Source organism: Lentilactobacillus senioris DSM 24302 = JCM 17472 (assembly GCF_001436555.1).
GTDB lineage: Bacteria > Bacillota > Bacilli > Lactobacillales > Lactobacillaceae > Lentilactobacillus > Lentilactobacillus senioris.
Window position 1 is genome coordinate 120,976 of record NZ_AYZR01000008.1, and the last position, 22,272, is coordinate 143,247.

The following is a 22,272-nucleotide window of genomic DNA, read 5'->3' on the forward strand; positions in this document are numbered from 1 at the left end:
CAAATTAGCCAATTATTAGCTTTTTTTATCAAATTTAAGCAAATCCCAAATTTGCAGTGGTTTATCATAGCTAGAGATTCTTTATAGCGTAAAATTGCGCTATAATAGGCTGGAAGAATAATTTAAGGAGAACGACTATGGATTGGTCCACAATTTTTACTATACAAAATTTTATTAATTTAATTGATATCCTGGTGGTTTGGTTCCTATTATACGAGTTAATTTTGATGGTACAAGGTACTAAGGCAGTTCAATTGATGCGAGGCATTGTGATCATTGTCTTAATTAAATTAGTCAGTTGGTACGTTGGCCTAACGACAGTTTCTTGGATTATGGACCAAATCATTAATTGGGGAGTTATTGCCATTGTTATTATTTTCCAACCAGAAATTAGGCGCGGGTTGGAACATTTAGGACGGGGATCGTTTTTTTCTCGGAATAAAAGTGAAAACGAGGCTGCTAACCAGTTAATTGAAGCCCTGGATAAAGCGATTCAGTATATGTCTAAGCGACGGATTGGGGCATTAATCACCATACAAATGAACACCGGTCTAGAAGATTACATTGAAACCGGGATAGAATTAGATGCCGATGTAACTGGTGAGCTACTTATCAATATCTTTATTCCTAATACCCCGTTGCATGATGGAGCGGTGATCATTAAGGATAACCGAATTGCGGTAGCTGCCGCTTACTTACCGTTGTCTCAAAGTAATTTAATTCCTAAGGAGTTGGGGACTAGGCATCGGGCGGCAGTCGGTATTTCTGAGTTAACTGATGCGATGACGATTGTTATTTCTGAAGAAACAGGGGAAGTTTCCATTACTCAAAATAACGAATTACTTCGTGGAATGACCCAAGACGATTATTTGAAGTATTTCCGAACTCAATTAATTAAGGATACTCCAAATAATTCTCATAAAAACTTAGTGATGGTAGTTTCTAACTATATTGAAAAACATTTTAAGGGGGGAAAATCATGAAAAATCCGCTCTCAAATAAATGGTCTTTAAGGGTGATATCCCTTTTTTTTGCTATCGTGTTATTTATTTATGCTGATTCTTCTAAAGTGGGATCTACACGGGATGTAAGTCAGCAAAGTAAAATTATCCAGCTGACTTCTACTAAGTCAGCAACAGTATCAGTTCCGTTATCATTGACGGTTGATAGTAATAAGTTTTTTGTAACTGGTTATCCAGAAAAAGTTCTTGTACACTTAAAGGGACCAGCTGCGCTAGTGACCACTACTGCTAACACCCAGAACTTTAAAGTTTACGCTGATTTGTCTAATTTAGGGGTTGGCAGTCACACTGTTAGGATTCAACAAGAAGGAATCAATAGTGAATTACGTTATAGTTTTGAACCAGCTGATATTAAGGTGGATATTCAACCTCGCAAGACAGTTAGTTATCCGTTAAAGGTTAAATATACTAAATCTAATATTGCAACGGGGTATCAGGCCGGAGCAGCGACTACTGATATTAAGTCGGTCAAGGTTACCGGGGCTATGACGGAAATCAATAAAGTAAAACAAGTAGTAGCCCAATTGAATGTGCCGCAAAATGCTAGATCAACTGTAGAAAATCAAGCGGTAATTGAAGCCCTTGATGCAGATGGCAAGACGGTTAACGTAGTTATTACTCCAGCAACTGCTAACGTTAAATTACCAATTGCTGCGGGACATAGTAAGGAAGTTGGGGTAAAATTAGTAGTTAAGGGTGATTCTAATGAGAATAACCAGTTTAAGTTAAGTAGTGATACTAAACGGGTAAGGGTCTTCGGAACTCAACAACAACTAGCAGGAATCTCTCAAGCCCAGGTTAGGGTGGATACTAGTGATGTTACTAATGCTAAAACTAAGACTGTAGTTTTAGACAGTAAGCTTAATGATGTGGAAGGTTTTGACCCTACTAGCATTAAAGTAAAAATTGTTAAATCAACAAAATCATAATTGAAAAGAACTGAGGAATTAAAGATGAAATACTTTGGAACAGATGGTGTTCGTGGAATTGCAAATAATGACTTAAGTCCAGAATTAGCTTTTCGTTGTGGTAGAGCTGGTGGCTTCGTATTAACTAGCCATTCTGAAAGAAAGCAACCTCAAGTTTTAGTGGCCAGGGATACCAGAATTTCAGGCCAAATGCTACAGGAAGCTTTAATCGCCGGATTGTTATCAGTCGGAATTGAAGTTTTAAACTTAGGTGTAATTACCACTCCCGGGGTAGCATATTTGGTTCGTAATCAAGATGCCGATGCTGGAGTTATGATCACCGCTTCCCACAATCCCGTGGAATATAACGGAATTAAGTTTTTCGGTGCTGATGGCTATAAGCTTTCCGATGCAATGGAAGAAGAAATTGAGGCCATTTTAGAAGCTCCTGAAGATACCTTGCCTCGCCCAGCGGCTGAAGGGTTAGGAACGGTTAGCGATTACTTAGAAGGTAGCCAGAAGTATATTCATTTCTTAGAACAAACTATTTCAACTGATTTGACCGGACTAAATATTGTAGTGGATGCTGCTAATGGGGCCACTAGTAAATTAGTCACTAATCTTTATGCTGATTTGGATATTGATTTTGAAACTATGGCTGCTTCACCAGATGGCTTAAATATCAATGCTAATGTAGGATCCACTCACCCAGAACAATTACAACAAAAAGTAGTAGAACTTGGGGCTCAGGCCGGAATTGCTTTTGACGGAGATGGTGATCGTTGTATCGCTGTTGATGAAAAAGGAAACATAGTAAATGGTGATACCATTATGTTCATTTGTGGTAAGTACTTAGCCGAACGTGGTCGACTTAAGAAAGATACTATTGTTACAACGGTAATGAGTAACTTAGGGATGTACAAGGCGATGGAACGTAATGAACTTAATAGTGTTCAAACTAAAGTTGGTGATCGCTACGTAGTTGAAAAGATGAATGAAGATGGATACAACTTGGGTGGTGAACAATCAGGTCACGTTGTTTTCTTAGACTTCAATACTACTGGTGATGGAATGCTGACTAGTTTACAACTACTATCCATTATGAAAGAAACCGGTCGTAGCTTATCTGATCTAGCTAGTGAGGTATCTATTTATCCACAACGTCTAATTAACGTTAAAGTTAGTGACAAAAAGCATGCAATGGATAATCCTAAGATTGCTGCAGTAATTGAACAAGTTGAAGAAGAAATGCACGGTGATGGACGTGTATTAGTACGTCCTAGTGGAACTGAACCACTACTTCGAGTAATGACCGAAGCACCAACTCAAGATTTGGTCGATGAATATACTCAACGAATCGCTGATGTAGTTAAAGAAGAAATCGGAATTGATTAATAAAAAAACTCCTAGAATTTATTCTAGGAGTTTTTTATTAATTAACGTAGATTAGGTGGATAAAATATGAAATGCCATTATAGTTTGTGAAATCTAGCTAGACCAATCTGCTAACATATTGTAAGTTTATTTCATAAACAATTGACAATTAGGTTTAAATTGGGTAAATTATATATGTTCTTTTAAAAATAACTATTAAAAACTATGTCTATACCAATTTAGAAAGCGGGAGATTTGATTATGTGTGGAATTGTAGGTGTCACAGGTAACGATAACGCTGTGGAAATTTTATTAGAAGGTCTTCAAAAATTGGAGTACCGGGGGTATGACTCTGCAGGAATTTACGTTAATGATGAGAATGGTTCAGATTACTTGGTTAAAGAAAAAGGCCGAATTGCTGATCTAAAGGCAGCGGTAGGATCAGAAGTTCACGGTACTACTGGTATTGGTCATACTCGTTGGGCTACTCATGGGGTTGTTAGTGTAGATAATGCACACCCACAAGTATCACAAGATCACCGTTTCTATTTAGTTCACAACGGAGTGATTGAAAACTTCAAAGAACTTAAAGCTCAATATTTAAGTGATGTTACTTTCACTAGTCAAACTGATACGGAAGTAGTAGTACAATTAGTTGACTATTTTGCTAAGCAAGGTATGCCAACTAAGGAAGCCTTTTTAAAAACTCTTAGTTTACTTAAAGGTTCTTCATACGCTTTCTTACTCATGGATAGCAATGATCCTGAAACTCTTTACGTTGCTAAGAATAAGAGCCCTCTTTTGATCGGGTTAGGCGATGGTTGCAACGTTGTTTGTTCAGATGCTTTAGCAATGTTAAATGTAACTCACGAATTTTTGGAATTACAAGATGGTGAAGTGGTTACGATTACTCCTAATTCAGTTGAAATTTTAGATCGCGAAGGTAACGGTGTTAAGCGTGAAAGTTTCCATGTCGAAATGGACGCTCAAGAAACTGATAAGGGTACTTACCCATACTACATGTTAAAAGAAATCGACGAACAACCTAATGTTATGCGTAAATTAGCCCAAATGTACCTTCAAGAATCAGGCAAAACTAACGTAGAACCAGAATTAGTAGCCGCTATTAAAGAAGCTGATCGAATTCATATTGTTGGTGCCGGAACTAGTTACCATGCTGGTTTAGTTGGTCGGAAGTTGTTTGAAAAATTAACTCATACTCCAACTGAAGTGCACGTGGCTTCCGAATTTGCTTATGAAAAACCATTATTGGGTGAAAAGCCATTCTTTATCTTCCTCTCTCAAAGTGGGGAAACTGCTGATAGTCGAGAAGTTTTGGTTAATGTTAACGCCGAAAACTACAAGAGTTTGACCATCACCAATGTACAAAACTCAACTCTTTCTCGAGAAGCTACTTTCACTATGTTACTTAATGCCGGCCCAGAAATTTCAGTAGCCTCTACTAAGGCCTACACAGCTCAAATCGCAGTGGAAGCCATTTTAGCCAAGGCAGTCGGAATGGCTAAGGAACAAGTAATCGCCGAAGAATTTGATTTAAGACAACAATTAGGTCTCGTAGCTACTGGAATGCAAGCCATTATCGACGAAAAAGAAGAAATTGAAGATTTAGCTAAAGAATACTTTGTAGATGCTAGCCGGGCCTTTTACATTGGTCGTGGCATTGATCACACCGTTTCTTTAGAAGCCGCTTTGAAACTAAAAGAAATTTCTTATGTTCAAGCGGAAGGCTTTGCAGCTGGTGAATTAAAGCACGGAACTATCGCTTTAATTGAAGAAGGTACCCCAGTAGTCGGAATTATTACCCAAGATAATACTGCTAGTTTAACCCGTAGTAATTTACAAGAAACTTTATCACGGGGAGCTAAGATCATTACTATCGTTCGTCAAGCACTTGCTAAAGATGATGATACTATCGTTATTCCAGACGTCGATGAAATGATTACTCCATTGTTGAGCGTTATTCCTGCTCAATTATTAGCTTACTACACTAGTTTGAACAAGGGCTTAGATGTGGATCGTCCTCGTAACTTAGCCAAGAGTGTTACAGTTGAATAAAAAATAAAAGAAAAGCAAATTGCTTTTCTTTTTTATTTGCAAAAATGGTCTATATGTTTTATCATTGGACTATACCAAAACGAAAGACCGGTGATTAAAATGAGAATCATTATTGTCAAGAATATCGAAGCAGGCGGTAAGAAGGGTGCTCAAATTTTTAGCGAAGCCTTAGCCAATGGGGCAAAAGTTTTTGGGCTAGCTACTGGTAGTACGCCAGTAACAACGTATCAAGCGCTGGCTGCAAGCGACATAGATTTCAGTAATTCCGTTTCAATTAATTTAGATGAATACGTTGGGCTAACGCCAGATAATTCTCAAAGTTATCATTATTTCATGCAAAAAAATCTATTCGATTTTAAGCCGTTCAAGAAATCATATGTTCCAGACGGTAATAATTTAGACGCTGCTGAAGTTATCGATCAATATAATCATATTATCGAAACCAACCCAATTGACTTACAGATTTTAGGTATTGGTCAAAATGGTCACATTGGATTTAACGAGCCAGGTACTCCGTTTGATTCAGAAACTCACGAAGTAGCTCTATCTCAATCCACAATTAATGCTAATTCACGCTTCTTTAGTAGCCCAGAAGAAGTTCCACAAAAAGCATACTCCATGGGAATTGCTTCCATTATGGGTGCTAAGCAAATTTTATTAGAAGCCTTTGGAGAAAAGAAAGCTCAAATCATTAAAGACGCACTTCAAGGTCCCGTTACAGAAGATGTTCCGGCCAGTGTCTTACAACAACATCCGGACTTAACCGTAATTTTAGATGAAGCTGCAGCTAGCCAACTTGAACTTTAAAATTATTAAGGAATTCAATTTTGAATTCCTTTTTTTGTGGTTTAGCTGTATGCTTTATCGTATGTTATAATTTATTGACTGGAAAAATCCAATCCTTGGAGGTATCAAGAATTAATGAAAAGATTTGGAATTCGGTTGTTACTAACAATGACCGTATTGCTAGGTGTCGTGGCTGGGGGAGAGTCAACTAAAGCTCAGGCATCTGTAGAAACTGATTTTATTGAAAGTATTAAAAAACCGGTAGTTTCGGTTAGTCACCAAAATCATCTTTACGCATCAGTGATGATGGCCCAGGCTATTTTGGAAAGTGATTGGGGACAATCTGAATTAGCAGTTACCGGAAATAATTATTTTGGAATCAAAGGAAGTTATAATGGTCAGTCAGTGACGATGGCTACGGCAGAATATTCGGGTAAGGGCAAGCGGTACGTTACGAATGCTAGCTTTAAAAAATATCCTAACGTAACTGCTGCAATCAAGGATAATGCCAGCTTATTACGCCATGGAACCGATACAGATTCTGACTATTATTCAGGAACTTGGACAGACAATACTGTCGATTATCGAGATGCCGCTGCTGCTTTGTCCGCTACTTATGCTACTGACATGGCGTATGGTAATAAATTAACTAAGTTGATTCAAAAATACGATTTAACTAAATTAGACACTAGTACTAGTTCTTTAGATATTGAAAAACAAATTGCAGATTCAGTTAAAGATAGTATGAATAAACAAAGTACAAAAACAGTACGATCTCAAAAAGAAAAGGTTGTTAAGGTCCCCAAAGTAGATTTGAGTAATTTTGATAAGACTAGGGCAACGTTTAAAAATGATGCTAGTAAAATCAAAATAAAACCGTTAACTCCCATTATTAAGCTAAGTTAATTTCTTAAGAGCTAGCAAAGTTTAACTAAAACGCTAATTAAGGGAGTAGGGTTTTGGTATAATACTAAACGATTAAACTATATAGTGATGTAGGAAGAGTAAAATGGCTGCTGAATATAAAATAAAAGTTGAAAATGTCACCAAAGAATATGAATTATTTAAAACGCAATCTGAAAAAATGCGCTCGTTTTTCTCGTTAAATAATAGTAATGTTCCTCATTTCTGGTCATTAATGGGAATTTCATTGACCATTATGCCTGGAGAAGCAATTGGGTTAATTGGGGTTAATGGCTCTGGTAAATCCACTCTCTCCAATATTATTTCGGGAATTATTCCTCAAACTACTGGTTATGTGGATGTTCAAGGAGAAACATCCATTGTTGCCATTAATGCTGGACTAAGAAATAATTTAACGGGTCGAGAAAATATTCGTTTAAAATCGCTAATGCAAGGATTAACTAATGAGCAAATTGATGAACTAATGCCAGACATTATTGCGTTTGCTGATATTGGTGACTTTGTTGATCAACCAGTTAAAAGTTATTCAAGTGGGATGAAATCTCGTTTAGGATTCTCGATTGCCGTACACATTGATCCTGATATTTTAATTATTGATGAAGCCCTTTCTGTGGGTGATGATACTTTTTACCAAAAGTGTGTGGACAAAATTAACGAGTTCAAACAAGAGGGTAAAACCATCGTGTTTGTTAGCCACTCGTTGAAACAAATTGAATTATTATGTGATCGTGTAGCTTGGATTAACTATGGCAAACTACGTGCAGTTGGTGAAACTAAAGAAGTTACTTCTGAATATCGAAAGTTTATTAAGTGGTTCCGGGGACTTTCCAAAAAAGAAAAAACCAAGTTCCAAAAAGAACAAAAAAATATTCAAAAGAATTTTAGTATTCAAGCCTATCAAAAAGAGGTCACTGAAGAGCATCAAAAAGCAAATCCAGAAGATAAAAATGTTGCTAGTGAAGTGCACAAATTATTCTATGGTTCTGTAATTAGTGAAAAAATGTCGTTAGCTAACAAAATTTTAACGGCAGCGGTCCTAGTTGCCTTAATCTTTTTCTGTTTAGTAAACGTTTCTGGTTACTCAATTACTAGTGTTTTAGGCGATCCATCATTGATTTTACATCCGTTACAACACTTAAACGTTCCTTAGGAGCGTTTTTTTGAAGTAATAATTGACAGCGCTTTCATAATAAGGTATATTACTTGTAGGGTAATAATATACCTTTTAATCAATTCTCTTTCTCTCTAAAAATGGCGGTCAATTTGACCTCCGTTTTTTTTTCGTATATCATCATAGTTTGGAAGGGGCGACGAGCTTGAAAAGTCATGAAATTCTTACCTTGATCGAAGAAATAACGCTAAATGATGGCGATACCTATGTAGAAATTAGTAACATGGTTCAAAATGGCCGTGCAGAATTAGCAGCTGAACGTGGCTTTATTAAAAGCGTTCGAATTTTGCAATTAAATATCCCTCATTCAGCCCATGTAGCTAAGTATGAAGACTGGGTGAACGAAAATTTTGAAATGCCTACGGAAGATATGGATCATTTCGAACGTTGGACCAGAACACCTGAAGCACAGGCGGAAGTGGATATTATTTTAAAAGAAAATCATTTAAGCTAAATGCAATTTATCAGATAGATCTAAAAAAAGAGGCAGCACTGTTAGTGCGTTGCCTCTTTTAGTTTAAAAATTGAGCTATAGATTAATTTCACTTGGTAATGCGATTATCTGTTCATCACCATTATCATACACTACTATGGATCTAGGAAATTGATTTTCAAACGGATATGGAGTGTCGAAGGTGGCCACTTCCTCGCCATTTACCAGGTAATCATAGGATAAATGATTACTAGAATTAATTAAGTTAAATTTGAGCAGGTTAGTCATTGTAAAACGGCCTTGCATATAGTTATCTAACATATACCAAACAAAGTCGATGGCCTCATCTGGCAATGAATTAATTACCTCATAACTTGCGTAACGGGGATGCTGATTTGTAAACATAAAAAGACTCCTTTCAAATTGAATTAAGCAAAATATTCTTGGTTATTTACAATTAAATGGTTAATATGTTTAGCAGTTTGTTGGCTTTCAGGAGGAAGTGCCATGTAATCACCATATAGACTGATTAAGATATTATTGTAATCACTGGAAACATTTAAGAGCATATCTTCAAAAGGAACTAGCTCAGTATCAGTGATTTGATGGTAGTTCATAATTTCTTTATCGTAGCTATATTGAGAGGCTAGATTTTTAAACTGGGTATCAGGCGTTATATTATTAGAATTATATTGTTGCATTAGAGCTAACCGTCGTTTTTTGAGGTCTAGAACAGTTTGACGTTGTTCTGTGGACAGCTCTGACATTAAATGCCTCATGGGCGTATCTATAACGTTATAGTGTAGCTTTAATAGTAAGCGGTTGTCTAAGCGATGAATATCGGAGAGTTGCTTTCGTAATTGAGAAGTTGAGTCTGGAATCTGATCTAGCGGAAAAATATCCAAAAAAACTCCCTTACGAGCATAATTGACGTTATTTTTTTCTTCAATAAAGGTATGTTGATTGAGTAATTTGGCATAGCTTAAGCCATAATTCTCGTCAGAAAAAGGGGTCTGCAAAAAGTAGGGTTGAGAGGCCAAGATCTCCGGCGCCTTTGCCAGAAAGGTTTCATAATCGGAACGCAACATGGCAACGTCTAAATCATCATCCCACGGGATAAAACCATGGTGCCGAATGGCTCCAAGAAGAGTCCCTCCAGTAGCGATATACGGCAGCCCAAGTTGTTCACAAACCTTCACAAATGCCTTAAGCGTATCAAGCTCGGCTTGATGAATTAGGTTTATCATTGTGGTGGTCATACTTATCTCCTTAATAGTATTATTGAATAAATTATACTACAAGAGTGAGAATTTCCGGGATTTAATAAATCTAAATGGTGTTATTAGACTTGTAAGCTAGAGATGGAGACTATATAATGAAGAATAGTATGACGCTTAATTAATTTTTGGAATGGTGGATTGTAATGGGTAATACTAATGACGCATTGCTGAAAGAGGCAATTGAAGTTTATTTGACATCGCTAAAGTATCTGGACAATTTTGTTTCCGAACCTGCAAAAGCTTATGGGTTATCTTTTGAACAATACCTAATTTTGCACACGATCGCAACTCGTGAGAAGGTATCTTTAATGGACATCGCCAATGAACGTCAGGTAACACGAAGTGCGATTTCCCGCCAAATAAAAGTTCTTTTAAATCATGATTATATCTATCAGGAACCAGCTCAAAGCGATCGAAGAAGATTGTACTTACATTTATCCGATGAAGGTCAAGAAGTAGAGAAGAAAGTGACAGACATTGTTGCTGCTCGCTTCGATGATTGGATTAATGATTATGGTGCAGAACGCGCTAGAGATATTATTGATTTTATTAAAGACTTCGCCAATCGTAAAATGGGCGACTTAAATAAACTGAGTGAATAAAAAAACCGGCATATGCCGGTTTTTTTATTTTAAATCTTAAAGCTATCTTCAGACTTAATGTTTGTCATACAGCGGTGAAGTCTGGTATCTAGCTAGTGATTTTAGCATACTGAGAGTAGCTTAAAAACAGCTTAAAGTATAATTAAATGTGTTATTTATAATATTAAAAGCCACTGAATACGATATCGTTACCAGTTAAATTCAAAACATAAAGAAATAGCATGATGCCATTAAGAACAAATGAAACCACAATTATTCCGTATTTAAATGTGTAAGGATGATAACCATCATTCCAAAATTTACTTTTACGTTGGCCCTTATAAGAAATTACTAGGGATAGCAGAAATAATACCGCAACTGCTTGTATAATTATTCCAACAATAAAAATAGAATGGGTTAAGACTTTTAATTGTAGAAAATAAAATCCTAATGTAATGAAATCAATGATAATTGCAATTAAAGACATACTTATAAGTCCCCCGTTTATTTATTTACTGAGTAATATTAAACGGCATAATTAGCTAAAAAGCCAATCAATTGGTTAATTATAATAAAGATTTAATTCAATTACATAGATCAAGTAATTTCATAATTTACAGTGACAGCTGATTCCCGCTAACGGAATCGAACCGTTATCTACCACCAGGACGGGATAGTTAGGTAAATTTTAAGCTTCTTTAGAAATAATAACACGGCCAGCGTGTGGTTTTTCTAAAACGGAATGGCCTTCCCGAACGCCATCCAGGGTGAAGGGGAGAACTAAACCAACTTTAATGGTTAATTTGTTTTCAGCCAGCAAATCCATGATAGTTTGAAGGGCCTCAGCATTGGAGACATCTTTAGTGGGACCGATATGGTTAACCTCAACCCCTTTATCAGTATCAGGTTCATCATTAGCTACGGTGGCAATAATTCCACCAGGCTTAACCATGACGACATCTTCGGCACTAGAAGCACCATTCATTGCTGAATTAATAACGAGATCTGCCTTATCTTTTAAAATTTGGGCAGGATCTTGTTTATCATAAGCTACGTATTCGTTAATTCCAAGTGATTTCACGTAAGCTTCGCTACGACTAGATCCAATACCAATCACCTGATCACCAAAGTTTAGGGCTAGTTGGGAAGCTAGAGAACCCACGCCACCAGATGCTCCTTTAACAATTACTGTTTGGCCGGGTTTAGCTTTTCCAAAGTAATGAAGAGCATTGTAAGCCGTCACTCCAGGAGTTACAATGGCCGCGGCAGTTTCAAATGAAATAATAGCTGGAATAATAACCGTACTATTTTCGCTACTAGTGGCATATTCAGAGTAAGCGTGACGACCATGGGCTACCACTCGATCACCTGGTTTAAATTTAGTAATTGCTGATCCTACTTCCTTAACAACTCCAGCTACATCGAAACCAGGAATTCGAAGCTTGGTGGTTGCACCAAAAACTCCAGCTCGTTGAGAGCGCTCGAAGTTGTTTAAACCAAATGCCTTAGTTTCAATTAAAATATCTGTTTCTTTTAACGTAGGGACAGCCACGTCGTATTCTTCAAATACTTCTGGGCCACCATTATGATCATATCCAAAAGCTTGCATAGTGAAATCCTCCTGTTTGCTTAATTGTCTAAATTTTATGGGATTACAATGGTTAATTCAATTATTTGGATTAAAAAAGGACAATCTAGTTATGAATACTAGCTTGTCCTTAAGTAGTTAATATTTATTCATCAAGTAGGTCTTGAAGGGCAGGTTGGTCAAATAAGTTAGAAATTCGATTGTAGTTATCAATAGTATCTTGGTCAAATTGACTTGGATCAATTGGCATAAAACTAGTATCCGCTGGATCCACGTTTTTAATTTTAGCATCAATTAAAATTGGTTTAGTGTTCCCGGATTTTTGAAGTTCATTGATCTTAGCAAATGCTTCTGCTAATGACTTTCGATCGGATACCTTGATTCCAATGGCTCCCATACTGTCAGCAAAGCCAGCCCAATCAGCACCGATGAAATTAATACCATAAGGTTCTTGGGCAGCTTGAATCTTTTCGTGTTGAATAAATCCAAACACTTTGTTTTCTAGCACGACATTAATAATTGGTAAGTCATATTGGACCTGGGTAAGTAAATCTTGCATAACCATAGCAAAACCACCATCACCAGCGATATTAAAGACTTGACTATCAGGATAGCTTAATTGACCAGCAATTGTGGCTGGAAGACCGTAGCCCATCGTTCCAAACCAAGCTGACATAGATAGTTTTTGGTTCTTATTAAGTGGTAGTTGGCGAATAGCCCACATTAAATTGTTACCAACATCAAGGCCAAAGACAGCATCGTCGGAAGCATTTTCCTTAATAGCACGGATAACGGCTTCTGGAGCTAATCCGTCACTATCATCGTCTGCTACCTTGTCTAGCCAAGCATCCCAGTTACGCTTATCTTCCTGAGCGGCTTTGAGGAATGGGGTAGTAGGAATAGCTTCACCTTTTTGGTTTAATTTCTGGAAGAATTTCTTGCCATCTGCTAATACAGCTAGATCAACGTCTCGTTGCTTACCAAGGTCAGCTAGAGCATTATTAATTTGGACAAATTTAATTCCTGATGGTAAGAAGCGGCTAAATGGATAGTTGGTTCCGGCCAAAATGATTAAATCAGCATCCTGGGTAACTTCAAAAGCAGGCTTGGTACCTAAACGGCCACGGGAACCCATAAAGTTAGGATGATCGGTAGGCATTACGCCAGTAGCAGGAGCTGTGGAAACGACTGGAACACTGAACTTTTCAGAAAATGCAATAACTTCATCACGAGCATTCTTCATTCCTAAACCTACCCACAAAACTGGGTGCTTAGCTGCTTTTAGCATGTCGTAAACATCGTCTACAGCCTGATCATTAATAACTTCCTCAGATACTCCATTAATAACGTTAGTTGATTTAAATGGTTCAAAGTCAATTTCTTCACCAGAGAGATCATCAGGAATAATTACTACTGCTGGTCCTTTGTGCTGGTAAGCATACCGAATGGCTTGATCCATAATGTATGGAATTTGCTCAGGATTAGTAGCTTGCTTATGAAAATCGGTGAGATCCGCAAACATTGGATCTTGATCCATTTCTTGGAAATAATAAGTATTCATAACAGATGTGGCAGACTGACCAATAATAGCAACTACAGGAACATGGTCCATTTTGGCATCATAAAGGCCGTTAAATAGGTGAGTGGCACCTGGTCCAGCTGAACCAAAACTGACACCGACTTTGCCAGTTAGTTTTGCGTCTGCAGTGGCTGCCAAAGCACCAACTTCTTCGTGGCGAACTTGAATATATTTGATTTGATCACGTTCTTGATAAAGACCGTCAACGGTATTATTAATTGAGTCAGCGGTAATTCCGTAAATGTGGTCAACATCCCAACTTTCTAATACTTTAGCTAGAGCTTGACCTGCACTCATTTTTGTCATAATAATCCACTCCTCAGAATAAAATTCTTTTTACTTGTTTTTTGTAAGTACGTTTTATAACTTACTCCATTTGTTTAAGAAATGCAATGGTTTTATTCACAAAGAATAACTTTAATGGCAAAAACGTATATTTACAGGCACTTTCAGTGTTAAATTGATTGTGAAGTTAAAATGAGATTTAGGGCTTAATATAGGCGTAACCAGCTATTTGCTTGGCGGCTAATTCTACAACACCGACTGGAACGACTTGAAGATTTGCCTGCAATGAATCGGTTTTAATATCTCGTTGAACTAGGGAATTATTACATACTGCTACCATAATTCCCATGTTAGTTAACTGGCTTAAGTTAATATCGCTGTTTTTAATAACATCGCTAACTGCGGAACCGTTAACCAAAACTTCAATCGTTCCAGTAGTTGCAGTTGATTGCATCCATTTGTTCATGTGAGTTACGTTGCTAAACAGTGTAGTCCATTTATTAGATTCATTGATGTGAAAAATAGTATTCATGTTTTGCCTCCATGTATTTAATAGAATTTCTTATCAGCAATTATAATCTATGGTATCTTAATAGCAATTACTGTAACCCATTTGTTAATTTCGGGAGGAGACTTGAAATGCAACCAGCAATTTTAGTAATTGATATGACTAACGATTTTTTGACTGGCAAATTAAGAAATGACCGGGCATTAAAAACAATTGAACCGATCAAAGATTTGGTAAGTAGAGCTAGGAAACACTCCGTTCCAGTCATTTACGTTTCTGATGCACATTACTCAGCCGATCATGAGTTAACCATTTGGGAAAACCATAGCATGAAGGGCACGTGGGGCGGTCAAATTACTAAGGAACTGACTCCTCAAGTTGGTGATTACTCGTTAGAAAAGCGAACGTATAGCGCTTTTTTTGAAACGGGGTTGGATTCTCTTTTGCGTGAACTGAATGTGGATAATCTTATTTTGACCGGGGTGGTTACTAATATTTGTATCCAACATTCTGCTGCAGATGCTTGTTTACGAGGTTATGAGATTACGGTACCTACTGAAACTACCGAGGCATTAAACGATAAAGATTATAAGCATGCGTTAAATTATATTAAGACCATGTATGGTGCTAAAATTGTTTCTAGTACTGAGTTGCTTTAAAAAAATAAATTAATAAAATCCGCTGACTTGTAAAGAGTTAGCGGGTTTTTTAGTGACGATTAATAACAAAATAATAAAAAAGATGTTGCTTATTAAAAGTAAGTGAATTAGAATGACCTTAGTAAAATTTATTAGGAGGCTGTATTATGACAGTTGTTAATGGATATGAACAAAGCGATCGTGAAGAACACATCAACGTTTTAAACTTAGAATCATTGGAAAAGCGGGCTAAAGAAATTATCCCTACCGGTGGATTCGGCTACATAGTTGGTGGTTCTGAAGATGATTGGACATTGGCTCAAAACCGCAAGGCATTTACTCACAAGCAAATTTATCCAAGAACTCTGGCTAACATTGATAACCCAGATATGAGCACTAACGTATTTGGCATTGATTTGAAGACTCCGGTAATGATGGCACCATTAGCTGCTCAAGGTTTGGCCCATTCTAAAGGGGAAGTAGATACGGCCAAGGCATTTGCTAATGAGGGGGCTTTGATGGCTCAGAGTACTTATTCTTCAGCATCTATTGCTGATACTGCAGCAGCTGGAGAGGGCGCTCCTCAATTTTTCCAACTTTACATGAGTAAAGATTGGAAGTTTAACGAAGCGATTTTAGATGAAGCTAAAAAAGCTGGGGTAAAGGGAATTATTTTAACCGCTGATGCCACTGTTGATGGTTATCGAGAAGCCGATATTATTAATGACTTCCAATTCCCAATTCCAATGGCTAACTTGGAAAAGTTCAGCGAAGGCGCTGGTAAAGGTCAAGGAATTGCCGAAATTTATGCAGCTGCTGCACAAAAGATTAGTCCTGATGATGTCAGAAGAATTGCTGAATACAGTGATCTACCAGTCATTGTAAAGGGAATTCAAACTCCAGAAGATGCTGAATTAGCAATTGGAGCTGGAGCAGCAGGAATTTACGTTTCTAACCATGGTGGCCGTCAATTGAATGGTGGTCCAGCCTCATTTGACGCCCTAAGTGCTATTGCTGACTCCGTGGCAGGAAGAGTACCAATTATCTTTGATAGTGGTGTTCGTCGTGGTTCTGATGTCTTTAAGGCTTTAGCAGCTGGTGCTGACCTAGTAGCTTTAGGCAGACCATTTGTTTATGCCTTAGCATTGGGTGGTGCATTAGGTGTCCAAGATGCCATTCAAGAATTAAACCATGAATTTGCTACTACCATGCAATTGGCAGGTACCAAGACGATTGATGAAGTTAAGCAATCCAAATTAGCAGATTTTAAGTATTAAAAAAACAGCCGAAAGGCTGTTTTTTTGTGACTTTTAAAGTTTAGCAATTATTATGAGTGACGGGTAAATAATTCGGATGCACCACAGCAATAGTTGTTACCAGCAAAATTTGCTTAAATTACTATCTGAACTGAGTTTATGCCATAATAAGGTTACCCAGACTAGGAGGTGGAATAATGAAATATACTGTCCTTTATAATCAGTCTGCCGGTGACTCTGATAGTGAAAAACGAGCTAAACAATTTAAAAATACAGCAGAGAATGCGCAACAAACAGTTGAGTTGATTGGAACCACCAGTAGAGAACAAGCAATTGATTATGTTCAAAAGAATATAAAAAACATAGAAACTTTGGTGGTGGTCGGCGGGGATGGTTCGCTTAATACTGTTTTTTCAGCACTTATCAGTTTGGATAACAGTCCGGTAATTGGGATTTTACCAGGTGGAACGGTCAATAATTTTGCTAGAGCCATGAACATTCCACTAGACTCCAAAGCAGCAACTGAAGTTATTTTGCACGGACGAGTCGTAAACGCTGATCTCCTTCACACTAATCAACGAGCAATTGTCAGTAGTTTAACCCTTGGGACCATTGCTGAAATGGCTAAGGGGGTTCGACAAGAAGAAAAGCAACGATGGGGAGCCTTGGCCTACTTATTTAGTGGCGCTAAAAAAATACTGACTACTAAGCCTGCTTCAATTGTAGTTAAGAGTAACCATCAGCGCTACCAATTCAGTACTAGGTTTTTGCTGGTCACCACCACCAGCTCGATAGGTGGTTTTACTAAATTTGATCCGGAAGTTGATATTGATGACCATCAGATTCATATTACTGTATTAAAACGCTTTTCTCCATGGAGGTTGGTAGGATATTTTAGTTACTTCATTACTGGCCAAATTCGGAAACTTAATGATGCTAGTTATTTAAAATTAGAGCAGGCTAATATTAGTAGCTTAGATAATAAGAAGGTGGAGGTCCGAATTGATGGGGATGAAGCGGGGGAACTGCCGGTCAATTTACACGTAAAGAAGCAATTTATTAAAATTATTGTGCCTGAATCAGATTAAAGTACCGTAAAATTAAAAACACGTGGTGAAGTGTTTTTAATACTACATAGAACGGCGAGTTAGTGATAGATTTAATTATAATGTTATAGTTTGAACTCAAGGAACCGTCATCTGATGGGTTCCAAATATTTAAGTAACAATTTGAAAGGGGGCTTAATAATGAAACTATTAGAAACTAAACACGTTACCGTTGAAGCACGAAAGACTACAACTAAAGAAAAAATAGAAGCTACTATTGTTATTCTGTTAGTAGCTGGAGTGATCTACTGGAAAGTATTTCATTAATCACAATGTAAAAAACAAGTCCTAACTGTATAGTTAGGACTTATTTTTTATTGATATAAACTTTTTGTTCATGTATAGACCTGTAATCTTTTGCATTGATAAACTATCTACTTAATGTATTTGTAGATTTTTTAGCCAAGGAATAATTTATTCAATCCATACCATAATTGAAATTATTTAAGACTTAGGCATGGTTATTTATCTGTTGCTAAGTAACTATCATTTATTAATTTTTTTAGTTCATCAAAATCAGTATCAGCATTTAAAAGTATCGCTATCCAGTTTTCTTTATTCATATGGTAACCGGGATAGTAACCGTCTTTTTGCTTTAAGATGCTGCCTAATTCTGGATCAATTTTAAGATCAATAATATCCACATCTTTTTCTTCTGATAGATTCAAGAATTTGGGAGTTACGTTCATAACTGCAGCAAACCATTTTCCACTATCATGCTTGAATACAGCGTAATTAGGGTATTTTCGCCATAAAAATTCAGGAGATGAATTATATTGCTTCTTTAAATAATTAAAAATATCGTTTCTAGTTGTCATGATGTGGACTCCCTTTGTTTAATCAAATTCCCGCTAGTAGAATCGAACTACTACGAATCACCAGAGCGGGAGATGGTTACTTAATTCCAACGACTTTTTTTAGATGGTAATATCATTAAAATAAACATCCAAATCCAACCAATAACCGGAATGATTTCGATTAAAATCCACCAACCAGAACGGTTAGTATCATGTAATCGACGAACCTTGACTGACCAATTAGCAATAAAAACTACAAAACCTATGATTTTGACGCTTAAATCGACATTAAGATCTTTCCAGCTATAAATGTCATTCATTGGGTGGCCAAGAACGTTTTGAAGAATAACTGCAAAAATAACCCCTAAAACATAATTAATAATGGCTGGCCACCAATAGTCTGGACGGCTTGCGGTACCGGAAAAAACACCAATTTGCTTCCAATAACGCTTATATGATTCAATCACGTAAATCCCTCCTTTTTTCAGCTTTTAACGACAATCAGTTTTATTGGTCGTGATTTATGCTGACAGAAAAGAACTACTTTGAATCACCAGAATAGGAACCGTTCATTAGTTTTTCCTAGTTAAATAGCACCAGAAAAATAGAGCGTTCCTAAACTAATTATGGCCAGTGCAAACGCAATAGCCAGTTGTTTAAACATCCCTTTCTCACCAAAAATATCTAATCGAAAGGAACTCCAAGTAGTGGAAAAGAATGCTACTAGAACTGCTATAAGTGCTAAAATCCAGCCGATCATCCTAATAATAAGCATTTAATTAACCCCAATGAATTTTTAGCCTCGTACATATTTCCAACTATTTAAGAATTTACTGTAAGTATGTTTGCTGACTTTTTGGAATGAATAACCACCAGAGGCGAGCCGATTATGAGCATAGTGGCTTAATTTATAGGTGGTGTAATTACGACCGCCTAGCATTATATAAGCACGAATACTATACTTGTGGCCAGAATTTTTAACCTTGGTAACTGTGGATTGATATGCATCAGCTAGTGGCCAGGCTTCTACAACATGCTTGGAACTAATGGCTAAAGCTTCATGGGCTCTCTTAGAAATGTAATAACCTCGAATTGAACGAGGAACGCTCTTATACGTTTTAGCACTTGCAGGGGTTGCAGGGGAAGCGCCAACCATCATCCCGAATGACATGACCGCTAATCCCGTTAATATAGGATTTCTAAACTTCATGGTAAAACCTCCGAATCTTAGTCTATCGACTAAGTTAATTGCCAGCTTTTAGCGTCGTTGGGCATTGGACGTGTGTAATTGTCATTTTTTATTATACTATTTTTAATTGAACAATCTTAGCTATAAAATTAATGCTTAATTGTAAGCTGGGAAAAATTGATTAATTAGGCTGTAGTTTGCTAGTTAATTGTGTACATATTTTGGTTGCAAGTGTTCTGAGATACTAAGATCAGTATGATTTTTAAAAATAATCTCTATCAACTGTAATGGCGGGGATTTTTTTGACAAATGTTGGCCCACGAATGGACCCACGGTTATATATAAAGCGGGTCTATGGTAAAGTTATGCAATAAATCGGACAATTCATTGTGAATCCAATACAGAAAGCCCCTTTACTTTTACTATTAAAGTAGCGTGAGAAGTTATCAAGGGTGTGACACTTCAATATTGAGTCGTATAACCTCAAAGGTATTGGCTAATTATGTTATGATCGGTCGATTTTAAGGCGACGTATTGACGGCAATTAAATAAAGTGCTGGTTATGCCCAATACGAACCATGTTAGTTACATAGTTCGTTACTTCCCTTAAAATCGCTAAACCTAATGTTCTATTGATTATTTAGATACAACCTAGCATAATAACGTCAAAGGGAGTGAAAGAAATGAACAAGAAAGCAATTGGATTTATCATGACCGGTTTAATGGCCGTGGGCGTCGGCATGGCTGCACAACAACCACAAGCTCACGCCGCTGGTTACAAATGGGTTAAGACTAAGAACTATAAAAATATTCCATGGCACAACAAGAGTAACAAGACTGCTTACATGTACAACTGGAACCACACCAAGAAACTACACAATTTGAAAAACTATCCACATACCACTTGGTATGTAAGTAAGAGTATCAAAATGGTTAAAGGCAACAAGTCCGGTGTCTTTTATAAAGTCACTAGTGGCAACAAAAAAGTATCCGGGTATGTTTACCGCGGATACTTAGTTAAGGGTAAATATCAAGCACCTTCCAAAAATAACGATGATAATTTTGTAAGTGATAACCCTTATATCAAATCAAGTTACGTCCCAGTAATTCTTGATGTATTTAAAGGGACTAAATTTGATAATAATATGGCCAAATGGAACGCCAACTATGATCCAGAAAATCCAACCATGGACCCTAGAACGCCGGAGCAACGGGCAAACACCATAGATATTATGAATGTGCCAACCAGCGATCAAATCATAGCCTTTAAAGAACATAAAATAACTTTTAGAGAATTTCTATTAAAAGATTTAAAGGAAAAGGGCATTAATCCTGATAATTATGCCGGATATAATATTTATGCAACGGGTTATTATCCTACTCCAGATGAAGAAACATTGCCAAGTTTTTATTCAATTATGCTTTACAAATAATTAAAATTAGCAATAAAAAAAGCGCCCCAAAAGGGACGCTTTTATTTTACCACTTCCAAGATCCTAAGAAGTAACCTGATTCGTTATTACGGCCAAAACCATAACGGTGACGCTTTACAGTTTTGTTTCTTGGACTAATTTGTAATACATCAAATGAGAAGTTGTCGGGTCTTAGTCGTTTGGAACCACCAACACCTCGACCAGCTTGCGCACATGTTGTAGTAATAAATTGAAAGTAAAAAAGCCCACGAAAGTAAGCCTTACTATCCACGTTAGCTTACTTATCATAGACTTTAAAATAACATTCAAATGGTAGTATTCACCTTCGAGGTGTACGCCAATACTACAATTACATAATACCAACACCAGCCCTTAACTACAATAGTTAGGGCTTTTTTGTTTGGCTAAAGTTGGCCCATGAATGACCCACATGGAAATAGTAGATCAAATACAATAATAGTATAAACCAATGTTCTATTCAGAAAGAGGGTGAAGCGTATGAAGTCACGAGAAGATCTTTATAACTTCTTACTAACCAAACGGCCAGCAGAATTACCATTAACTAAGCATGATATTGAGTTAATCCAATCTGCTGTAGAGATCATGGAGCAAGTAGCAGCACAACAGAAAAGTATTGAGAAGCTACAAGCAGAAGACGACAGTAGAGCGCTTGAAGCTTATCAGCAGGGCAAGAAGCTAGATCGTGCCTATATTGTAAGAGGCTTGTACGACCTAAATGTAAGCAAAATGGTAATCAGTCGCCAAGCCATGAAGCTATTAAAGTTGGCTGGTGTAGATCTAGGAATAGATTTTGATAGGCCATTTATTTACTAACTTAATATTGGGAGGTTGCTGTTATGGTATTCAATGCCAAGAAGTACATCGAATCTATCTTACATGACTATCCTTATTGCGATCAGTACATTAACGATCGAGTCAAGAACATGGTTCAAGAAGCAGCAGAGGAATCATTGCGCAACAGTAACAAAGATCTGACTGAAAAGCAGATCAAAGAAGCGTTGTACGATGGGTACAAAGATCCCACGATAAAAGACCCTAAAATATGGGCTTTAAAACGTGATAACAATTTAGCAGGATTACAAGACAATCAAGACGTGATTAATGCTTGCTTGGCTGAATTAAATGAACATGATTTAAAGATTATTGCAGCGGTTTTCTTTAGTGATTATCGTACAGCCACGGAAGCAGCGGAACACTTGCATGTTTCTGGCGCAAAAGTATCACGAGTGGCAAATAAATTTATTAAAGCAGTAGCCAAGCGCAAAGGATTTGAATTATAAACTTATGATTCTGATAACAATCTAGAAAGTTTGGTGT

The 22,272-nt window shown here is 37.0% G+C and carries 27 protein-coding genes; 16 read left to right on the plus strand and 11 right to left on the minus strand.

Annotated features, from left to right (window positions below):
• The first annotated feature begins 137 nt into the window (after positions 1-137).
• From cdaA to FC56_RS03845, 8 genes are all read left to right on the plus strand, one after another.
• On the plus strand, positions 138-983 hold the full coding sequence (gene cdaA / locus FC56_RS03810; RefSeq protein ID WP_056978118.1) for a diadenylate cyclase CdaA: 846 nt from the start codon (positions 138-140) through the stop codon (positions 981-983).
• The gene (locus tag FC56_RS03815) at positions 980-1,951 is read left to right on the plus strand and encodes a CdaR family protein (protein ID WP_056978119.1); all 972 of its coding nucleotides are present in this window, start codon (positions 980-982) and stop codon (positions 1,949-1,951) included. Before cdaA ends, FC56_RS03815 begins: the two co-directional genes overlap by 4 nt.
• A 24-nt stretch (positions 1,952-1,975) precedes the next feature.
• On the plus strand, positions 1,976-3,325 hold the full coding sequence (gene glmM / locus FC56_RS03820; protein WP_056978120.1) for a phosphoglucosamine mutase: 1,350 nt from the start codon (positions 1,976-1,978) through the stop codon (positions 3,323-3,325).
• A 240-nt stretch (positions 3,326-3,565) separates the two neighbouring features.
• On the plus strand, positions 3,566-5,380 hold the full coding sequence (gene glmS, locus FC56_RS03825) for a glutamine--fructose-6-phosphate transaminase (isomerizing) (protein ID WP_056978121.1): 1,815 nt from the start codon (positions 3,566-3,568) through the stop codon (positions 5,378-5,380).
• A gap of 99 nt (positions 5,381-5,479) precedes the next feature.
• Entirely contained in the window at positions 5,480-6,187 is a 708-nt protein-coding gene (locus FC56_RS03830; protein WP_054669295.1) for a glucosamine-6-phosphate deaminase, read from the plus strand.
• 114 nt (positions 6,188-6,301) lie between these two features.
• Positions 6,302-7,072, plus strand: a complete 771-nt coding sequence (locus FC56_RS03835; protein WP_056978122.1) for a glycoside hydrolase family 73 protein — start codon at positions 6,302-6,304, stop codon at positions 7,070-7,072.
• Between the two features lie 103 nt (positions 7,073-7,175).
• Positions 7,176-8,240 (plus strand): ABC transporter ATP-binding protein, encoded by a 1,065-nt coding sequence (locus tag FC56_RS03840; RefSeq protein WP_056978123.1) that lies wholly within the window; start codon positions 7,176-7,178, stop codon positions 8,238-8,240.
• A 166-nt stretch (positions 8,241-8,406) separates the two neighbouring features.
• The gene (locus FC56_RS03845; RefSeq protein WP_054669288.1) at positions 8,407-8,715 is read left to right on the plus strand and encodes a hypothetical protein; all 309 of its coding nucleotides are present in this window, start codon (positions 8,407-8,409) and stop codon (positions 8,713-8,715) included.
• A 75-nt stretch (positions 8,716-8,790) separates the two neighbouring features.
• Here FC56_RS03845 and FC56_RS03850 read toward each other — a convergent pair whose 3' ends face one another.
• The gene (locus FC56_RS03850; protein ID WP_056978124.1) at positions 8,791-9,099 is read right to left on the minus strand and encodes a DUF960 family protein; all 309 of its coding nucleotides are present in this window, start codon (positions 9,097-9,099) and stop codon (positions 8,791-8,793) included.
• 23 nt (positions 9,100-9,122) lie between these two features.
• Entirely contained in the window at positions 9,123-9,953 is an 831-nt protein-coding gene (locus FC56_RS03855; RefSeq protein ID WP_056978125.1) for a LicD family protein, read from the minus strand.
• 164 nt (positions 9,954-10,117) lie between these two features.
• Between FC56_RS03855 and FC56_RS03860 the strand changes: the two genes are divergently transcribed.
• The gene (locus tag FC56_RS03860) at positions 10,118-10,576 is read left to right on the plus strand and encodes a MarR family winged helix-turn-helix transcriptional regulator (protein ID WP_054669282.1); all 459 of its coding nucleotides are present in this window, start codon (positions 10,118-10,120) and stop codon (positions 10,574-10,576) included.
• Between the two features lie 163 nt (positions 10,577-10,739).
• Here FC56_RS03860 and FC56_RS03865 read toward each other — a convergent pair whose 3' ends face one another.
• The 4 genes from FC56_RS03865 to FC56_RS03880 form a co-directional block, all read right to left on the minus strand.
• Complete coding sequence (locus FC56_RS03865) at positions 10,740-11,042, minus strand: hypothetical protein (protein ID WP_054669281.1); 303 nt, start codon at positions 11,040-11,042, stop codon at positions 10,740-10,742.
• A 201-nt stretch (positions 11,043-11,243) separates the two neighbouring features.
• Positions 11,244-12,164 carry an NADP-dependent oxidoreductase gene (locus FC56_RS03870; protein ID WP_056978126.1) on the minus strand — a complete coding sequence of 307 codons (921 nt, stop codon included), beginning with the start codon at positions 12,162-12,164 and terminating at the stop codon, positions 11,244-11,246.
• A 124-nt stretch (positions 12,165-12,288) separates the two neighbouring features.
• Positions 12,289-14,028, minus strand: a complete 1,740-nt coding sequence (locus tag FC56_RS03875; protein ID WP_056978127.1) for a thiamine pyrophosphate-dependent enzyme — start codon at positions 14,026-14,028, stop codon at positions 12,289-12,291.
• Positions 14,029-14,206: 178 nt separating this feature from the next.
• Entirely contained in the window at positions 14,207-14,539 is a 333-nt protein-coding gene (locus FC56_RS03880) for a DsrE family protein (RefSeq protein ID WP_054669277.1), read from the minus strand.
• A gap of 107 nt (positions 14,540-14,646) precedes the next feature.
• On the opposite strand from FC56_RS03880, the gene FC56_RS03885 reads away from it, so the two are divergent.
• From FC56_RS03885 to FC56_RS08245, 4 genes are all read left to right on the plus strand, one after another.
• Entirely contained in the window at positions 14,647-15,174 is a 528-nt protein-coding gene (locus FC56_RS03885; RefSeq protein ID WP_056978128.1) for a cysteine hydrolase family protein, read from the plus strand.
• Between the two features lie 146 nt (positions 15,175-15,320).
• Positions 15,321-16,430, plus strand: a complete 1,110-nt coding sequence (locus FC56_RS03890) for a lactate oxidase (RefSeq protein ID WP_056978129.1) — start codon at positions 15,321-15,323, stop codon at positions 16,428-16,430.
• Between the two features lie 176 nt (positions 16,431-16,606).
• Positions 16,607-17,497 carry a diacylglycerol/lipid kinase family protein gene (locus FC56_RS03895; protein ID WP_056978130.1) on the plus strand — a complete coding sequence of 297 codons (891 nt, stop codon included), beginning with the start codon at positions 16,607-16,609 and terminating at the stop codon, positions 17,495-17,497.
• Positions 17,498-17,656: 159 nt separating this feature from the next.
• Positions 17,657-17,782, plus strand: coding sequence for a hypothetical protein (locus FC56_RS08245; RefSeq protein WP_263862241.1), 126 nt, complete (start codon positions 17,657-17,659; stop codon positions 17,780-17,782).
• A 194-nt stretch (positions 17,783-17,976) separates the two neighbouring features.
• Here FC56_RS08245 and FC56_RS03900 read toward each other — a convergent pair whose 3' ends face one another.
• The 4 genes from FC56_RS03900 to FC56_RS03915 form a co-directional block, all read right to left on the minus strand.
• On the minus strand, positions 17,977-18,333 hold the full coding sequence (locus FC56_RS03900) for an MmcQ/YjbR family DNA-binding protein (protein ID WP_054669269.1): 357 nt from the start codon (positions 18,331-18,333) through the stop codon (positions 17,977-17,979).
• 80 nt (positions 18,334-18,413) lie between these two features.
• Positions 18,414-18,779, minus strand: a complete 366-nt coding sequence (locus FC56_RS03905; protein WP_056978131.1) for a DUF805 domain-containing protein — start codon at positions 18,777-18,779, stop codon at positions 18,414-18,416.
• Positions 18,780-18,898: 119 nt separating this feature from the next.
• On the minus strand, positions 18,899-19,087 hold the full coding sequence (locus FC56_RS03910; protein WP_054669265.1) for a hypothetical protein: 189 nt from the start codon (positions 19,085-19,087) through the stop codon (positions 18,899-18,901).
• 21 nt (positions 19,088-19,108) lie between these two features.
• Positions 19,109-19,522 (minus strand): hypothetical protein, encoded by a 414-nt coding sequence (locus FC56_RS03915; RefSeq protein WP_056978132.1) that lies wholly within the window; start codon positions 19,520-19,522, stop codon positions 19,109-19,111.
• A gap of 662 nt (positions 19,523-20,184) precedes the next feature.
• On the opposite strand from FC56_RS03915, the gene FC56_RS03920 reads away from it, so the two are divergent.
• Complete coding sequence (locus FC56_RS03920) at positions 20,185-20,934, plus strand: hypothetical protein (RefSeq protein WP_056978133.1); 750 nt, start codon at positions 20,185-20,187, stop codon at positions 20,932-20,934.
• A 46-nt stretch (positions 20,935-20,980) separates the two neighbouring features.
• Here FC56_RS03920 and FC56_RS08180 read toward each other — a convergent pair whose 3' ends face one another.
• Positions 20,981-21,205 (minus strand): hypothetical protein, encoded by a 225-nt coding sequence (locus FC56_RS08180; protein WP_162256155.1) that lies wholly within the window; start codon positions 21,203-21,205, stop codon positions 20,981-20,983.
• A gap of 227 nt (positions 21,206-21,432) precedes the next feature.
• Between FC56_RS08180 and FC56_RS03925 the strand changes: the two genes are divergently transcribed.
• Positions 21,433-21,768, plus strand: a complete 336-nt coding sequence (locus FC56_RS03925; RefSeq protein WP_056978134.1) for a hypothetical protein — start codon at positions 21,433-21,435, stop codon at positions 21,766-21,768.
• Between the two features lie 23 nt (positions 21,769-21,791).
• A complete protein-coding gene (locus FC56_RS03930) occupies positions 21,792-22,235 on the plus strand; it encodes a hypothetical protein (RefSeq protein WP_054669256.1) in 444 nt (147 codons plus the stop codon).
• Positions 22,236-22,272: the final 37 nt, after the last annotated feature.

Excerpts from the sequence above, each read along its gene's own strand:
- cdaA (WP_056978118.1), top strand. The coding sequence starts at position 138 with ATGGATTGGTCCACAATTTTTACTATACAAAATTTTATTAATTTAATT.
- FC56_RS03815 (WP_056978119.1), top strand. The coding sequence starts at position 980 with ATGAAAAATCCGCTCTCAAATAAATGGTCTTTAAGGGTGATATCCCTT.
- glmM (WP_056978120.1), top strand. The coding sequence starts at position 1,976 with ATGAAATACTTTGGAACAGATGGTGTTCGTGGAATTGCAAATAATGAC.
- glmS (WP_056978121.1), top strand. The coding sequence starts at position 3,566 with ATGTGTGGAATTGTAGGTGTCACAGGTAACGATAACGCTGTGGAAATT.
- FC56_RS03830 (WP_054669295.1), top strand. The coding sequence starts at position 5,480 with ATGAGAATCATTATTGTCAAGAATATCGAAGCAGGCGGTAAGAAGGGT.
- FC56_RS03835 (WP_056978122.1), top strand. The coding sequence starts at position 6,302 with ATGAAAAGATTTGGAATTCGGTTGTTACTAACAATGACCGTATTGCTA.
- FC56_RS03840 (WP_056978123.1), top strand. The coding sequence starts at position 7,176 with ATGGCTGCTGAATATAAAATAAAAGTTGAAAATGTCACCAAAGAATAT.
- FC56_RS03850 (WP_056978124.1), bottom strand. The coding sequence starts at position 9,099 with ATGTTTACAAATCAGCATCCCCGTTACGCAAGTTATGAGGTAATTAAT.
- FC56_RS03855 (WP_056978125.1), bottom strand. The coding sequence starts at position 9,953 with ATGACCACCACAATGATAAACCTAATTCATCAAGCCGAGCTTGATACG.
- FC56_RS03860 (WP_054669282.1), top strand. The coding sequence starts at position 10,118 with ATGGGTAATACTAATGACGCATTGCTGAAAGAGGCAATTGAAGTTTAT.
- FC56_RS03865 (WP_054669281.1), bottom strand. The coding sequence starts at position 11,042 with ATGTCTTTAATTGCAATTATCATTGATTTCATTACATTAGGATTTTAT.
- FC56_RS03870 (WP_056978126.1), bottom strand. The coding sequence starts at position 12,164 with ATGCAAGCTTTTGGATATGATCATAATGGTGGCCCAGAAGTATTTGAA.
- FC56_RS03875 (WP_056978127.1), bottom strand. The coding sequence starts at position 14,028 with ATGACAAAAATGAGTGCAGGTCAAGCTCTAGCTAAAGTATTAGAAAGT.
- FC56_RS03880 (WP_054669277.1), bottom strand. The coding sequence starts at position 14,539 with ATGAATACTATTTTTCACATCAATGAATCTAATAAATGGACTACACTG.
- FC56_RS03885 (WP_056978128.1), top strand. The coding sequence starts at position 14,647 with ATGCAACCAGCAATTTTAGTAATTGATATGACTAACGATTTTTTGACT.
- FC56_RS03890 (WP_056978129.1), top strand. The coding sequence starts at position 15,321 with ATGACAGTTGTTAATGGATATGAACAAAGCGATCGTGAAGAACACATC.
- FC56_RS03895 (WP_056978130.1), top strand. The coding sequence starts at position 16,607 with ATGAAATATACTGTCCTTTATAATCAGTCTGCCGGTGACTCTGATAGT.
- FC56_RS08245 (WP_263862241.1), top strand. The coding sequence starts at position 17,657 with ATGAAACTATTAGAAACTAAACACGTTACCGTTGAAGCACGAAAGACT.
- FC56_RS03900 (WP_054669269.1), bottom strand. The coding sequence starts at position 18,333 with ATGACAACTAGAAACGATATTTTTAATTATTTAAAGAAGCAATATAAT.
- FC56_RS03910 (WP_054669265.1), bottom strand. The coding sequence starts at position 19,087 with ATGCTTATTATTAGGATGATCGGCTGGATTTTAGCACTTATAGCAGTT.
- FC56_RS03915 (WP_056978132.1), bottom strand. The coding sequence starts at position 19,522 with ATGAAGTTTAGAAATCCTATATTAACGGGATTAGCGGTCATGTCATTC.
- FC56_RS03920 (WP_056978133.1), top strand. The coding sequence starts at position 20,185 with ATGAACAAGAAAGCAATTGGATTTATCATGACCGGTTTAATGGCCGTG.
- FC56_RS03925 (WP_056978134.1), top strand. The coding sequence starts at position 21,433 with ATGAAGTCACGAGAAGATCTTTATAACTTCTTACTAACCAAACGGCCA.
- FC56_RS03930 (WP_054669256.1), top strand. The coding sequence starts at position 21,792 with ATGGTATTCAATGCCAAGAAGTACATCGAATCTATCTTACATGACTAT.